This is a genomic window from Synergistaceae bacterium (genome assembly GCA_012728235.1).
In the GTDB taxonomy this organism is placed as follows: Bacteria; Synergistota; Synergistia; order Synergistales; family Synergistaceae; genus JAAYFL01.
Genome location: JAAYFL010000099.1, coordinates 1 through 14,960, shown reverse-complemented (window position 1 = coordinate 14,960; position 14,960 = coordinate 1). Strand labels below are relative to the sequence as shown.

The 14,960-nt window shown below is 37.8% G+C and carries 12 protein-coding genes and 1 pseudogene; 7 read left to right on the top strand and 6 right to left on the bottom strand.

What is annotated here, in order from left to right:
• Both GXZ13_06510 and GXZ13_06505 read right to left on the bottom strand, forming a co-directional pair.
• A partial coding sequence (locus GXZ13_06510; GenBank protein NLX75465.1) for a flippase-like domain-containing protein occupies positions 1 to 1,047 on the bottom strand: 1,047 nt, incomplete at its 3' end.
• Between the two features lie 121 nt (positions 1,048 to 1,168).
• Complete coding sequence (locus GXZ13_06505) at positions 1,169 to 1,843, bottom strand: response regulator transcription factor (GenBank protein NLX75464.1); 675 nt, start codon at positions 1,841 to 1,843, stop codon at positions 1,169 to 1,171.
• Between the two features lie 140 nt (positions 1,844 to 1,983).
• Between GXZ13_06505 and GXZ13_06500 the strand changes: the two genes are divergently transcribed.
• Positions 1,984 to 2,685, top strand: coding sequence for a tRNA 2-thiocytidine(32) synthetase TtcA (locus GXZ13_06500; protein NLX75463.1), 702 nt, complete (start codon positions 1,984 to 1,986; stop codon positions 2,683 to 2,685).
• Between the two features lie 56 nt (positions 2,686 to 2,741).
• Here the strand turns inward: GXZ13_06500 and GXZ13_06495 are convergent.
• Both GXZ13_06495 and GXZ13_06490 read right to left on the bottom strand, forming a co-directional pair.
• Positions 2,742 to 3,361, bottom strand: a pseudogene (locus tag GXZ13_06495) (flavodoxin family protein).
• Between the two features lie 269 nt (positions 3,362 to 3,630).
• Positions 3,631 to 4,029 carry a hypothetical protein gene (locus tag GXZ13_06490; GenBank protein NLX75462.1) on the bottom strand — a complete coding sequence of 133 codons (399 nt, stop codon included), beginning with the start codon at positions 4,027 to 4,029 and terminating at the stop codon, positions 3,631 to 3,633.
• Positions 4,030 to 4,129: 100 nt separating this feature from the next.
• On the opposite strand from GXZ13_06490, the gene GXZ13_06485 reads away from it, so the two are divergent.
• Both GXZ13_06485 and GXZ13_06480 read left to right on the top strand, forming a co-directional pair.
• On the top strand, positions 4,130 to 4,831 hold the full coding sequence (locus GXZ13_06485; GenBank protein NLX75461.1) for a 4Fe-4S binding protein: 702 nt from the start codon (positions 4,130 to 4,132) through the stop codon (positions 4,829 to 4,831).
• Between the two features lie 254 nt (positions 4,832 to 5,085).
• Positions 5,086 to 6,399: an MATE family efflux transporter gene (locus GXZ13_06480; GenBank protein ID NLX75460.1), complete on the top strand. Its 1,314-nt coding sequence runs from the start codon at positions 5,086 to 5,088 to the stop codon at positions 6,397 to 6,399.
• 67 nt (positions 6,400 to 6,466) lie between these two features.
• Here GXZ13_06480 and GXZ13_06475 read toward each other — a convergent pair whose 3' ends face one another.
• Both GXZ13_06475 and GXZ13_06470 read right to left on the bottom strand, forming a co-directional pair.
• Positions 6,467 to 7,645 carry a F420-0--gamma-glutamyl ligase gene (locus GXZ13_06475; protein NLX75459.1) on the bottom strand — a complete coding sequence of 393 codons (1,179 nt, stop codon included), beginning with the start codon at positions 7,643 to 7,645 and terminating at the stop codon, positions 6,467 to 6,469.
• 156 nt (positions 7,646 to 7,801) lie between these two features.
• Positions 7,802 to 8,539: a hypothetical protein gene (locus GXZ13_06470; GenBank protein NLX75458.1), complete on the bottom strand. Its 738-nt coding sequence runs from the start codon at positions 8,537 to 8,539 to the stop codon at positions 7,802 to 7,804.
• A 715-nt stretch (positions 8,540 to 9,254) separates the two neighbouring features.
• Here GXZ13_06470 and GXZ13_06465 point away from each other — a divergent pair.
• The 4 genes from GXZ13_06465 to GXZ13_06450 all read left to right on the top strand — a co-directional run.
• Complete coding sequence (locus tag GXZ13_06465) at positions 9,255 to 10,643, top strand: TolC family outer membrane protein (protein NLX75457.1); 1,389 nt, start codon at positions 9,255 to 9,257, stop codon at positions 10,641 to 10,643.
• An 80-nt stretch (positions 10,644 to 10,723) separates the two neighbouring features.
• Positions 10,724 to 12,853: a type I secretion system permease/ATPase gene (locus GXZ13_06460; protein NLX75456.1), complete on the top strand. Its 2,130-nt coding sequence runs from the start codon at positions 10,724 to 10,726 to the stop codon at positions 12,851 to 12,853.
• Positions 12,853 to 14,271, top strand: a complete 1,419-nt coding sequence (locus tag GXZ13_06455) for an HlyD family type I secretion periplasmic adaptor subunit (protein ID NLX75455.1) — start codon at positions 12,853 to 12,855, stop codon at positions 14,269 to 14,271. The genes GXZ13_06460 and GXZ13_06455 overlap by 1 nt, the downstream gene beginning before the upstream one ends.
• A 52-nt stretch (positions 14,272 to 14,323) precedes the next feature.
• Positions 14,324 to 14,960, top strand: a 637-nt coding sequence (locus GXZ13_06450; protein NLX75454.1) for a hypothetical protein, incomplete at its 3' end; no start/stop codon positions are given.

Genomic DNA, 14,960 nt, shown 5'->3' with positions numbered 1-14,960 from the left:
GCCATCCTCCAACTTCTTTTTTTCTTCTTTAAATAGTTCATCTGCCCCACCCCAGCCAAACTCCTTAATTATCATTAATGAACCTAATGCAACTCCCGTATATTCAGAAAGGACTCTCCATGCTACAGCCATAATTCCGGCTAAACTCCATGGGACAAATAAAGCAAAAACCGCGGTAGCACCGCCCTCTGCTGCACCACTACTACCTGGCGTGGGCACAAAATAAAGAAGAAAAAGCAACAGCGATTCTGCCAAAATACATTGCATAAACTCAACTTCGGAACCAATAGCTAAAATTAAGCAGGGCATTATGGACATATAAACAAATAGATGCAACACTGCCACAAGAATAGACGCTACAAACCACTTTCTTCCAGTAGAAAAAAAGACACGAATATTTTCACTGTAACAATCTATTTCCCTATTAACTCTTCTAGCAGCTCTTAAAATCCCTGTAGATCTTATTATTCCAATCTTATTAAGTTTTACTATAAGCCAATTGCTCCATTTTTTTATCCAACTAGGACGAACAAAGCTGATAATCAGCAATGCCCCAGCAATTGATATAAATATTAAGACATAAAGCACAAACCACTTCAGAACAATATGTTTGGCAAGAAATTCCGGCTCATGAAATAATGAGAAGGGAAGCACCAAAGCAAGTAAAAAAATAATTTGCAAAGTACGGACTATTGTTATTGCCACGGATTTGCCTACGGGAACACCCTTTTTATAAAGGAGGTACACTTGAAAAGGGCCACCGCCGCTTTGCATTGGAGTGATCGCACTGCCAAAGTAATTAATCATCACTACTGGGAAGGTGTTTCTTATGCTTAATTTTTCCCCTGCAGATCTGGTCAAACAAACAAACTTAAGCGCATCTAAAAACCAAACTACACCAACCAATGCTACAGCTAAAAACAACAAATTGCTATTTGCTTGTTTTAATAAATCAAAAGTAGATGAGTCAATACTAAAAAAAAGTACTCCAATTATTGACACTGCTACAATCAAAATGAATAGGGAAAAACTTTTTTTTACAGTCAATCCTTAACCTCCAAATTAACCTAAGTTGCGGATTATTTCAAAGCTACTAAAGATGCTAATTCTTAAAATTAATCTATGTAAAAAATATACAGTCTGCGAAAATTGAATTAAAAAGCTAGAACTATCTTCCTCCTGAGTGAAAGAAAAACTCCTCCGGAATCAAAGGCAGACCCTCCGACCAAGCAATTGCAGCCGCTCTAGTGCGATTAGAGGCATCTAATTTCTTCAACAAATGAGTTATATGATTTTTGATTGTTTTTTCTGACAATATCATTGTAGAAGCTATTTCTTTATTGTTCTGCCCATGTGCCAACCAGTACAATACTTCACGCTCACGGGGAGTTATATCAGCAAGCAAATCTTCTTCGGGCATTTCTTTTGGAGTTAAGCGCAAATCTTCAATTACTTCTTTACTTATATAGCGCTCTCCTTTTGCTATCAAGCGTATAGCTGTAACAAATTCCTTTATATCAGAGTTATATCTGATAACTCCAAGTGTTTGTATCTCACTTAGAAATCTAAGCAATTCGGAATTTTCATCATGAACAATAAACATAAATTTTGTATTCTTTAACTCACGATAAACTTCGCGAACGACTCGAAACATAGTAATATCAGGCAAAATTTGTCCTATTACCAAGATATCCGGTCTAAGTAACTGTGCCATGCGTATTGCCTCTATACCGCATGAAACATCTGAGACGATGTCAAACTCGCGCTCTTCTTTCAAAATACTTCTAATAGCATCTGTAAAAAGACGGCTCTTATCGGCAAGAATTACACTGTTTTTTCTCATCAGCAACCTCCACTTGTGATAGGATAGACAAAATTAATAAAATTTGCAAGGAGGAACCAGTTCTGAAAGACCTCGAAACCAAATACCCTCTGTCACAGAAAATACTAAGGCTCGTTGGAAAATCTGTTGGTGATTATAACATGATACGTTCGAATGATAACGTAATGATCGGGCTATCAGGAGGGAAAGACAGCCTGGTTTTAACTCTTGCACTCGCTGTTTTAAAAAAGAAAAGCCCTATTAAATTTAATCTTACTGCTTGTCTGATTGATCATTCTGACGGTGCTCTGAATACAGAAAAAATTAAGGACTTCATGAATGAACTGGAGGTTCCGCTCCATATAATTTTGCATCCTACATTCAAAATTATTAAAGACAGAGAAGAACGCTCCCCATGCTCACTCTGTGCAAATCTTAGACGTGGCATCTTAGCCAGTACAGCCAATGAAATCGGGAGCAACGTCATCGCTCTGGGGCATAACAAAGACGACGTCATAGAAACAGTATTGTTAAACTTATTTTATACTGGGCAATTTAAATGCTTTCACCCAAATTTATATATGAGCAGAACTGATGTACGAGCCATACGCCCCCTTATTTATGTAGAAGAAAACAACATAAGCTGTGAAGCAAACCGCCTTAATCTTCCTGTAACGAATATTACTTGTGGTTACAGCGAAACATCAAAACGTAAGTCTGCGAAAAAAATACTATCCTTATTGGAGGACTTTGCTCCTGACATAAAAAGCAACGTAATGCATGCTCTAAAAAACGTTAAAAATTGCGACACATGGATGCATACAGTCTTAAATAATACATCTGCCGAAAGCGACTTAAAATAATAACAATATAACTATATTATTTATATATGTAATGTAATATGCAAGTATGAGATTAGCTATCTAATAAAGTTTGTCATTACTACATCTTCAAACATAACAGGAGGATTAGTCTTTTCTCCGGACAAGTTTTTAAGCATCCAAGCCATATTTTGTCCCAACCTTCTCATTGTTTGCATTCCTTCTAAATCTCTAACCATCTCTTCAGGAGTCGTTCCGTGCATGTCATTCCAATACTGTGAAGAGACAATCGGCATATTATTAATGGTAAAATATTTGTTTAATCGATCAAATGCTGCGACGCTACCAGCACGTCTGCAACTTGAAATAGCAGCCGCCGGTTTATATTGAAACTTATCAGAACCAGCAAAAAACACTCTATCCAAAATGGCGCACAATGCTCCATTTGGACCAGAATAATATACAGGCGAACCTATAATTATTCCGTCTGCTTCCTTAAACAAGTTTATAATCCTATTACAGGGGTCCTCTCTATAGATACAACCTGAGCTGTTTTTGCGACAAAACCACAGGCAGTACAACCGTACACTGGTCCAATTCCTATCCAAAAAATTTCTGTAACAATATTGTTATTATTTAAAACAGACGCCACCTCATTTAAAGCTCTGTTGGTACAGCCTTTTTCATTTGGACTACCATTTAGCAAAGCTACTTTCATGCTTATCCCTCCTACTAAAATAATAGATATTAATAAATAGTTTCTTAAAAGCTATTTAAAGCTATATAACAACATAAACACAGCTGAAATGTTGAATGTGACAACAACATTTTTGAATCCGTTTTTATAACAATTATTAGGAAAAACAATTTAAATTAAAACAAGGCCCAATAAATTTATTTTTGTAATTCAAACTCGCACTGGCTTTAATTTTGACATAGAACATATAAAAGCTCACTTGTAATAAAGTGAGCTTTTATATGTTCTATTTATTTTTTAGAATCCGTTTTTTTTGTTGTGTTTTTCTTTGCGGTGGTTTTCTTGCTTCCTGCTTTTTTAACACTCGTCTTTTTAACTGGTGCCGCTTTCTTTGTTGACTCTTTCACTACTGAGGATGCATTTGCCGGCAGTTCTGATGCTTTTTCCCCCGCTGCAATAGCTTTTTGTGTGGCAGGTTTAGGCTTCTTGGCGGCAGTATTCTTCTTTGCCGGATTTGCTTTTGGTGAGGCTTCTTTCTTTTCGGCTACCTTATCCTCTTTTTTTGCCCTGACCGGTGTTAATAGGTATAGTGGGTAATCTGTATGGCAGACAGGGCAAAGCCCATTCATGTTTATGGACTCATTAACTAAAAGCTGATGTCCTTCCGGGCATAAATATGCTTTTTCCATTACGTATTTTCCCCCTTTAATATTTATGGAGCAACGCTACTCTTTATGATAGTACAATCAGTCTGTGATGTAAAGAATAATTAAGGAGGACCTTTGAATGATAACAAGAAGAATTATTGAAATAGACGAAGAAAAATGTAACGGATGTGGCATCTGTGTCACCGCTTGTCACGAAGGAGCCATAGGCATGGTTGATGGCAAAGCAAAACTTCTCCGAGATGATTATTGCGATGGACTGGGAGATTGTTTGCCCACTTGTCCTACAGGAGCCATTACATTTGTGGAGCGTGAAGCACTACCCTTCGATGAAGAAGCTGTTAAACAAAATATGCAAAATAAACAAACAGGATCAGCTCCTTTTGTATGTCCGGGAACGCAAGCCAGATCTTTGGCACGTACAGATGTCTGTGAGCCAACAGAAACAGACGTTATCGGTGGAAGCCAGTTAGGCCAGTGGCCCGTACAAATCAAGTTGGTTCCTGTAAATGCTCCCTATTTTGATAATGCCAACCTTCTTATTGCTGCAGACTGTACAGCATATGCCTACGCAAATTTTCACAACAAATTTATAAAAAAACATATTACACTTATCGGCTGTCCTAAGCTTGATAGTGGAGATTATAGCGAAAAACTGACTGAAATTATAAAACACAACAACATAAAAAGCGTCACTGTCGTAAGGATGGAAGTTCCTTGCTGTGGCGGAATAGAACAAGCGATTAAGACTGCACTGCTCAACAGCGGAAAGCTCATTCCTTGGCAAATTGTAGTTATTTCAACTGATGGAAAAATTTTAGATTAACATATAAAACAACAGCAATTATTAAGGAATCTATAAAAAGACAAAAATGGGTTCAAAGAGTTTTAGCATTTCTGTATAACTCACTTTGAACCCATTTTCATATTGTTGATAGCTCAAAGATATAGCCTTTTTAAAAAACATTTGCAGACGCATGTTTTAAGTGTTACCCTAATCAGGATGCTATTTAAACCCAAAGAGAGAAAGGCTCAAACAAATTGAAGATATATGAACAAAATAAAATTAATATTCAAAGCATGACTTCTCACCCTATACCAAGTCTCATTATTAATCTTGCCATATCAACCATACTAAGCATGATCGTTGTTGCCGCATACAATACCGCTGACACCTACTTCGTATCTAAATTGGGAACAAGTGCCACTGGTGCTGTCGGCGTAGTGTTCTCTGTTATGGCACTTCTCCAAGCTATAGGCTTTACATTTGGAACCGGTTCCGCAAGTATAATATCCAGAAAACTTGGCGCTCATGACATAAAAACAGCCGAAAGAACTGCTTCTACAGCCTTCTTTCTAGCTTTAATATTTGGCATAATAATTACTATTTTCGGTATTCTTTTTCTTGATGAATTTATGCTTCGAGTCGGTGCCACAAAAACAATTCTTCCCTATGCAAAAGACTATGCAAAATACATACTCTTAGGTGCACCTATAATATGCACTTCTTTTGTAATGAATAATATTTTAAGGGCTGAGGGTAAGGCTACATTAGCCATGTTAGGACTTACTGCGGGGGCCATAATAAATATCGCGTTAGATCCAATATTTATTTTTACATTTAATTTAGGCGTATCAGGAGCTGCAATAGCTACATTAATATCACAATTAATAAGCTTTCTGCTGCTTATATCATTTTTTATAAATAGGAAAAGCAGCATGAAAATTAAACTCAAATATTTATCAAAAAAACCGCGAGAATACCTGGATATTTTACTATTAGGCTCCCCCTCTCTCTTTAGACAAGGGCTTGCCAGTCTTTCAGCGATAGCACTTAATGTGGCCGCTGCCGTTTATGGTGATGCGGCAATCGCAGCCATGTCAATAGTTAGCCGCGTTTTTATGTTTGCTCTATCAATAATAGTTGGCTTGGGACACGGTTTTATGCCGGTAGTGGGATTTAATTACGGAGCTAGAAACTACGATCGTGTGAAAGAGGCGTTTTTGTTCACTGTAAAAGTAGGGCTCATATTTTCTATTGCCATGTCAATCTTAGGATACATCTTTTCTCCGAATATAGTGGCTTTCTTTAGGAAAGAAGATTTAGAAGTAATAGAGATAGGCACACTAGCAATGAGAATGCAGTTTCTTGTTTTAATCCTACAACCGCTTTTTGTTTCGACGAACATGCTTTTACAATCTACAGGATACGCTATCAGAGCCACATTCCTAGCATCCAATCGCCAGGGCTTGTACTTTCTTCCGTTAATCTTTACTCTTCCACATCTATTTGGCCTAAGGGGTATTGCACTAACCCAGCCGCTTGCTGACATTTCATCATTTATTACTGCTATTCCCTTTCTGTACTGTTTTTGGAAAACGTTAAAAAAATAATGGACAAGATACTAATAAGACCCCGTCATTTGACGGGGTCTTATTAGTATCTATAATTTTTATAATATTAATCATCCAAATAACTATCAAAATAGCCCTGTATATACACGATGGGTGTTCCTTTATCTCCCGATCCTGAAGTCAGGTCGCACAACGACCCTAATAAGTCTGTTATCCGTCTGGGAGTAGTTCCCAATGCATATTGACTGAACTTCTTTAAGTCCGCTTTTGACTCAATTGCTTCTCTCACTGCGACAGAAGGATCTATATCCTTAGCATTGTCTGCAACGTACTTAAATTTTATTTCTTTCGGCACTCCCAGTAGTCCATCCGTAAAACCCGGAGAAACGACCGGATCGGCCAATTCCCAAATGCCGCAAACAGGATCCTTAAATGCTCCGTCACCATAGACAAGCACTTCTACTTTTTTCCCCGTACGCTTTTTAATATCATCCTGTAATTCCCTTACAAAGACGTCGCTGTCCTGTGGCAAAAGCTTTACTGATGTATCGTTCATGTAATTTGAACCAAGCAGACCATACATTTTATTATATCCGGCACCCGCTCTAACAGGGGTACTGCAAATCTCATCTAAAGAAATCACGTTTGCACCCGCATTTTCGAGTATCTCTTTATGCAGTTTTCTAGCATGGATACTTGCGACTATCACCGTATTGGAATAATCAAGAGCCGAAAGCGGGTTATTGGTAAAATATATTGATACTTTTTCTGGATTAATCGACTTATAAAGATCCACATAGTTCACTCCGGTGAACGAATGTTTATACTCACCAAAAACTTCGTAATATTCCTTTTCATCAAAGGTCTCATTTTTAAGTTTCTTTTCATTTAAATAAAAATTCATGGGGTCAATGATTTCGTTGCCCACCTCATCCGACGGATAAGACAGGAATAAATGCACACGACCCTTAACTCCGTTAACGATACCCTGTAACGGGATAAGGAATCTATTTCTGCTCATTATGGGGAATACGATGGAGACATCTCCATCGGGGACTTTGTTTCTAATATCTTCAGAAATATCGTCAATAGAAACAAAGTTTCCCTGTGCTCTTGCAAGAAGAGATTCTGTAACTCCTATGACATCTCTATCTCTGATGACAAAGGGATCTCTTTCACTTTTTGAAGCGGCAATTATGTTATCTGAAATTACTTTTACTAAATTTTCACATTTAGTTACTATCGGCAGTCTAATACCTCTAGAAACTGCTCCTACATAACGCATATTGTCTTTCCTCCCGAGTAGGGTTAAATAATATTTTTAAAACAACTATGTATTCTACCACTTAAAACATAGAATAATATAAAAAATATTTTTATAAATCTATATCTTTTACAGCTAAGCATTCTACCACTATAAACACTCTGTATGGCACAAAGTTTATCTAAAAAACGAAAATAGCAGCATCGCACCAATAATAATTATTATAATTATTGACAGATACTCCAAAGCAATGCTTGCGAGTTCTAGTCCTTTAATATGTTTTTTTTCAATACAAAGCTGCAACCCCTCTCTACCCCTTATTGTGATAACACTGACTAGGCTTATAAGGGCAAATACCCCAAGCATTAAACCACTTATTGCAAATAAACCCACTAATGGCATTCCTGCGGCAAATGAAAAGGTCATAATAAAAATAACCGCAGGACATGGCACCAATCCCGTTAAAAATCCAAAAACGAGCGGATTCGAATGAGAGGTGTTTTCTTGGGAACAGCTATGTTTTTTAAAACAAAACAGCTTCTTCCACAGCAATACGAAAGCAACTAAGATGAGAGCTGCCCCACTGATTGCTTTAAAATAAAGTTGGATTTGCGACTCAAAGATAGGAGCAACACTACTAATTACCATAGCAAATAGATAAGATAGAATTACCGAATTTAATACATGTGTAAGTGCGAGAGAAACTGCCATAAGGAAACCATCATAATATCCATGTTTTTCTGTTAAAAAATACGCAGTAACAACTGTTTTACCATGTCCCGGTCCCGCGGCGTGCAAAAAACCGTATATAAACGCAACCAACCAAAAAACAAACAGGCTACATAAAGACAAATCGTTTTTTATCGTGCCCATAGTAACCTTAAGTTTATCTTCAACCCATTCAATTAAATTCAAAAACCACAATAAAATGTTGCTTCCTTCACGTAAGAAGTAAATAGTTAAAATAAAAAGGATTAAAAATAGCACTATCTTTTTTTTATTTATTTTGTTCATCGACATTAAGTTCGCCTCGTTAAATATTTAAGTTATGTAATTTTGTACGGCTTTTATGAAATCACCTGTCACAAGAACACTTAATTTATTTTAATTTAACGACAGATGCAACTAGCTTGTAAAACAACAAAAATAAATATAGCATATACATATATAATTCTCTCTTTATTTTCTCTTTTATTATAGCATTGTAGACTTATTTGATATTACGTTTTACTCTAAAAACTTTTTGTACAAAACAAAGTATTAATCACCGTCATTTAACTGTCAATCCATATTAAAAGCTAATAAAACATCCCTTTCAGCCTTACTTATATCATACAATGCATTTTAAAGTAAACGCTTGCAATCATTCTACTCCCTTAATTAAATAAGCTTGTAGTGATTAATATTTTAAATATATAGTGTGCAAATCAAATATCCCAAAGAATGTCAATAAAAAATACATTTTCGTTTGACAAAACATAGTGTTTATTTTAGTATTCCGGTGTGTGCGTTAAATTTCTTGGCAATACTGTATTATCAATGAATTATTTTAAAAAATAAAAACGACCTAATGTTTTTTTTGCAATGTATAATTTATTACCTATTTATAACTTGTTGAGGGGGAATGAAGGTGAAATCTTCAACCAATAAAAAAATGAAAAATCTTAAGCATCTATTATTCTGCGCAATTCTCTTTTTAGCGTCAACAAACTCGCTATCATATGCAGACGAAGTATCAATAAATGATACTTTGTTAAAAGCCATCTCTACTAACCCAGAAATTCAGGCTAAGTGGCACTCTTTCTTGGCTGCAGAAAAAGAAGTTGTTGCAGCAAAAGGCGGGTTTCTTCCTAGATTGGATTTAACTGCCGGTATTGGACGGGAAAACTTGGATGGCAAGGGATATGAAGGACGAGATTATCTATATTATACAAGAGACGGTGTTTCACTTTCTCTTACGCAAATGATTTTTGATGGAGGCTACACATCCAGTAAAGTTAAGAGATTCAATCAAGCACAACAAATGCGCTACTTTGATCTTGTCTCTTCCATGGAGCAAATAGCACTTTCCGCGATTAGAAGTCACGAAGACATTCAAAGATATAGAACTCTTGTAGAAATGGCAAAAAGAAACGTAGAAAGACACCAAGAAATAAGAGGTAAAGTCGAAAAAAGAGCACAAGCCGGTGCAGACAGCCAAGTTAACTTGCAAACTGCTCAGGGGAGGCTTGCATTGGCTCTTGTAAACTTAATGACGGAAGAATCTAATCTACATGACAGTGACACTCAATATGTAAGAATTGTTGGAGAATCTCCGGCTAACAGTTTAGAAAAAACAGTTATAAATATCAATTTACCAGAAGACATTGACAGTGCCATGGAACAGATTTACGTTGATAATCCACAGATTTCATCATATGAAAGCAGAATTAAATCAATGAACTACGCTGTAAATGAGCAGAAATCAAAAATGTCTCCAAGGCTTGACCTCAGAGGAAGCACAAATTTTGACAACAAAGTTGATGGAGTTGAGGGGCGCAAAGATAAAGCATTAGTAGAACTCCTCTTTAGATATAACTTGTATAACGGAGGCTCAGACAAGGCCAGCATAGAAAGTTTCGAAGAACTCGTTAAAGAATCTCAAGAGTTAAAAAGCAAGGCAGAGCGTGAAGTAAAACAGATTGCACTTGTTTCTTATAATGATATTAAAACTCTATCAAAACAGCTTGAGAGCCTTGACCAGCACAGACGATTCGCGGACCAAACCAGAATCGTTTATGAAAAACAGTTTGAAGCGGGCAGAAGAACTCTCTTAGACCTTCTTGACTCTGAAAACGAATATTTCCAAGCAAACAGAGCTTACGCAAATGCACAAGCCAATCTCCTTATAGCAAAAGCGCGCTATCTCGTCGCTTCTGGACGTTTACTTAGATATTTCGATGTTTTTGGAGATAAACTCCCTTCTGCACAGGAAATCAGAGAAGAAATAGCGAAAGACAAGAAGGATAAGGAGATATAAAAACACTTATGAGGGATGGCACAGCCACGGAAACTCATAAAGAGAACGGGTCTGCCACCAATAATAAGCAAAAAGCTGTAATGGTGGACGTGATGCGCGGTGGACCACTAGCTGCGTCGCTTTCTGTCCTGCTAAATTACCATGGTATACATAGCTCTATTGATACACTGCTTGCAGGCTTACCTTTGGACAATGACCAGTTAACGCCCTCTCTTTTCGGCAGAGCTGCTGAAAAGGCGGGATTAGTTGTTCGTATTGTCCGCACTCCATTGAACAAACTCAATCACATCCTCTTTCCTGCAGTCTTAATACTGACAGAAAATAAGTCTTGTGTAGTCTTTTCTATTGATAAAGAAAAAGGCACCGCTCAACTTTCATTCCCCGAAATGGGCATGGAGAAAACCGAGTTAGAGCTGACCGAACTGCTAAAGAATTATGTGGGTTATACAATATATGCAAGACCCTTATTTAAATATGATGACAGAGCCGTACGCACGAAAAAACTTGAAAGAGAACACTGGTTCTGGAGCGTTATCTCTGAACACAAATACTTATATCGCGACATTATCGTAGCGTCTATATTAAGCAACTTCATAGCTTTCGCCATGCCTCTCTTCGTTATGAACGTTTACAACAGAGTGGTTCCCAATAAAGCTGTGGAATCTTTATGGGTAATGGCTATCGGAGTCTTCGTTATGATTACTGCAGACTTCATTATTCATATGGCAAGAGGACATCTCGTCGACCTGGCAGCAGTAAAAACAAATGTTAAGCTTTCCGGTGAAATGATGGAGCATGTTCTCGATATGAGAAATGAGGAAAGATCCCCCTCCGTCGGCTCATTTGCAAGTAGCATACAGGGTTTCGAAGCAGTACGTTCATTCATATCTTCTGCCACTGTATTAGCCTATGTAGACTTGCCAATTGCAATTTTATTCTTTGTTGTTATCGCATTAATATCTTGGACATTAGCTGTTCCTCTTATAGTAGCGGCCATACTGATACTTCTCCACGCCGTCTTAGTTCAAGGACGCATGAGAGATTTATCAGAAACCACAAATAGAGCTAACTCTCTTAAAAATGCAACTTTAATAGAAAGCCTTGTAGCTATGGAAACGGTAAAATCTCTCGGCGCTGAAGGACACATTCAATCCAGATGGGAAAAAACTGTCGCATTTTTAGAAAACACGAATATTAAATTAAGGCTGTTATCCTCTTCAGTGGTCAACTCTGTTCAATGGATACAAACAACAGCATCCATCGCCACCATGGTCGTAGGTGTCTATTTGATAATAAATAACAAAATAAGCATGGGGAGTTTAATCGCCACCTATATGCTCTCTTCAAGAGCAATAGCCCCCATAGGAAGAGTCGCAGCATTATTGATGCAATATCATTCGGCATCAAGATCGCTATTCGCTTTGAATGACATTATGGCAAAAGAGACTGAACGCCCTCAGGATGCTGTATTTATCAGTGCGCCTGATATAAAAGGAGCTATTCAATTTAACAACGTTTCCTTTACATATCCCGGACAAGAAAATCCCGCTCTTACAGAGGTTTCATTCAAAATTAATGAGGGCGAAAAGGTTGCTTTGCTTGGTCCTATCGGATCCGGCAAATCAACAATAAATAAACTCGTCTTAGGCCTTTTTAAACCACAGCAAGGAAGCATTTTTGTTGATGGCAAAGACATCAGACAGTTTGACCCCTCTGAGTTAAGAAGAAATATCGGAGTTGTTCCCCAAGATGTCATGCTCTTTTATGGAAATCTCAAGGACAACTTAATATTCGGGAATCCTTCTGTGACGGATAGAGATATATTAATCGCGTCAAAAATAAGCGGCGTAGATTTGTTTGTAAGCAGTCATCCTAAAGGCTTTGACATGCCAATTGGAGAAAGAGGTAGTTTCCTATCCAGTGGACAAAGACAGGCTGTTGCCATTGCAAGAGCCATAATCAAAAATCCGCCTATTTTAATCCTCGATGAACCTACAGCCTCTATGGACAACGCTATAGAAGAGCATATAAAAAATAACCTTATGTCATTAACCAGAAACAAGACCATTATACTTACGACACACAGGTCCCCTCTTCTTAGCTTAGTGGATAGAATCCTTGTGTTGGACAAGGGAAGAATATTAGCAGACGGCCCCAAAGATAAAATCTTAACTGCCTTACAAGAAGGCACGATAAGGAGGCCCGCATAATGGTCGCCCCTTTAAATGAAAAGAAATTTGAAAGAACCGGGCGTATAATCTCAGCTGTAGAAAAAGCAGGAGAAAAAATCACTGCCGGTTTATTCAATAAAGTCTTTTCTAACAATGAAGACAACTCCCATGACTGGGAAATTGACGCGGAAATGGCGTTGGAGGAACAAAAACCAATAAACAGTAAGATTATTATCTACTGTTTATTCGCATCTCTTATGCTTCTTTTTGTGTGGGCTGCATTCTCTTCTCTTGACGATGTTGTAAGAGGAATGGGAAAAGTCAAACCTACTTCCGGCACACAAGTAATTCAGTCTGTCGATGGAGGCGTGGTTAAGGAAATATATGTGAAGGAATCAGACAGTGTAGAAAAAGATGCATTAATAGTAAAAATAGACTCAACTCGTTTCACTTCATCATTTGGAGAGCGTAAAGCACAAGTAATGGCACTTACAGCAAAGGCTGCCAGACTTGAAGCTCTTACCAAAGGACACGGCTTTCAAGCTCCTCAGGATGTAGTTGAAGCAGCTCCCAACATAGTGGAACATGAAAAAAGTTTATATCAAACAAGCATGGATGAACTTAACTCAACCATTTCTGTAGGAAGAGACAGAGTGGCTCAGAGACGTCAGGAACTCATTGAATCAATATCGAGACTGGGACAACTCTCTACTGCTTACGAACTTGCTCAAGATGAATTAAAAGCCACAAAATCTCTCTTGGAGTCTGGTGCCGTTTCACCTCTCGAAGTAACGAGACTTGAAAAAGAGGTCGCCAGAGCCAGAGGAGATAGAGACCAAGCAAAAGCTCAGATAGCTAGAGTAAAATCCTCTATATATGAAGCAGAAGGACAGATACGCGAAGTCAGCTTGAGATATAAAAATAGTTGGAGAAATGAGCTTTCTGCCACATTAGCCAATTTAGAAAGCTTAACCGAAGGCAACAAAGCCCTCGAGGACAGGGTTTCACAATCAGAAGTACGCTCTCCATCCAAAGGTATTGTCAAACGTCTTTTTGTAAATACCGTAGGAGCGGTGGTAATGCCCGGAGGCGCAATAGCGGAAGTAGTCTCTGAAGAAGACGAGCTTGTTGTAGAAGCTAAGCTATCCCCCACCGACAGAGCTTTTGTAAAACCGGGACAAAACGTTGTTGTAAAATTTACAGCTTATGAGTACGCAATTTATGGAGGACTTGATGGCGTTGTCGAATACATAAGTCCGGACACGATTGTGGATGAGAGAGGAAACACATTTTATACAGTAAGAGTCAAAACCACAAAAACAACTCTAGGAGACAACAGACCAATAATTCCAGGAATGATTGCTCAAGTAGACGTTATAACAGGGAGAAAAACAGTGCTTTCATACATACTAAAACCTCTCTTTAGAGCTAAGGAAAAAGCATTAAGAGAACACTGATATCATATATTATTTTGAAGAATAAACTTCTTTGCTGCATGGAGGTAATGAAATGAAAAACAATATTTTTATAGTCATAAAAGTAACAGGAGAGTCATTTAGACTAACGTCAAATAAACTGGTAATTCCAATAAAAGTTGGAGATACTATATCAGAAGGGGAAATTATAGTTGTAAAAGATGGAAGCGTTTCGTTGCAAGATACTTCTGGTGCACCTATAGAAATTCCTCAAAATACAGCTCTAATGTTGCATGAAGATGGAGTTTTTGCCGAAACTCCGGAGTCTGTCTCTCTTCTAGCAGCAGATCTATCAACAGCAGCTCTCTCCTCACCACTTTCTCCTGAAGAGGAACTTGCTCCTGAATTGGATCAAGATGACACAGGCAAAGAAGTTATAAAAGATGGACACACACATGTGCGTTTGGAGAGAATAAATTTTGACTATGCTTCCGAATATGACACAGGCAGAGATGCCAACGAGATAAATGTTTTTGAAACACGTGCAACAAGAAATCCACGCATCAACTTTAAATATGAGCATCCTGGAAATGATGAGGAAACACTTCGTGTCGATATAGATGACCCATATTCAAGAGACGGATGGACAAACGAAACAAGTGGTTGGTTCAATCGTGCACCCGAAGTAAGCGACCTTTCTGTCATAACGGACGAAGATATCCCTTTAACTC

Excerpts from the sequence above, each read along its gene's own strand:
- GXZ13_06455 (NLX75455.1), top strand. The coding sequence starts at position 12,853 with ATGGTCGCCCCTTTAAATGAAAAGAAATTTGAAAGAACCGGGCGTATA.
- GXZ13_06475 (NLX75459.1), bottom strand. The coding sequence starts at position 7,645 with ATGCGTTATGTAGGAGCAGTTTCTAGAGGTATTAGACTGCCGATAGTA.
- GXZ13_06490 (NLX75462.1), bottom strand. The coding sequence starts at position 4,029 with ATGGAAAAAGCATATTTATGCCCGGAAGGACATCAGCTTTTAGTTAAT.
- GXZ13_06505 (NLX75464.1), bottom strand. The coding sequence starts at position 1,843 with ATGAGAAAAAACAGTGTAATTCTTGCCGATAAGAGCCGTCTTTTTACA.
- GXZ13_06460 (NLX75456.1), top strand. The coding sequence starts at position 10,724 with ATGGTGGACGTGATGCGCGGTGGACCACTAGCTGCGTCGCTTTCTGTC.
- GXZ13_06500 (NLX75463.1), top strand. The coding sequence starts at position 1,984 with ATGATACGTTCGAATGATAACGTAATGATCGGGCTATCAGGAGGGAAA.
- GXZ13_06480 (NLX75460.1), top strand. The coding sequence starts at position 5,086 with ATGACTTCTCACCCTATACCAAGTCTCATTATTAATCTTGCCATATCA.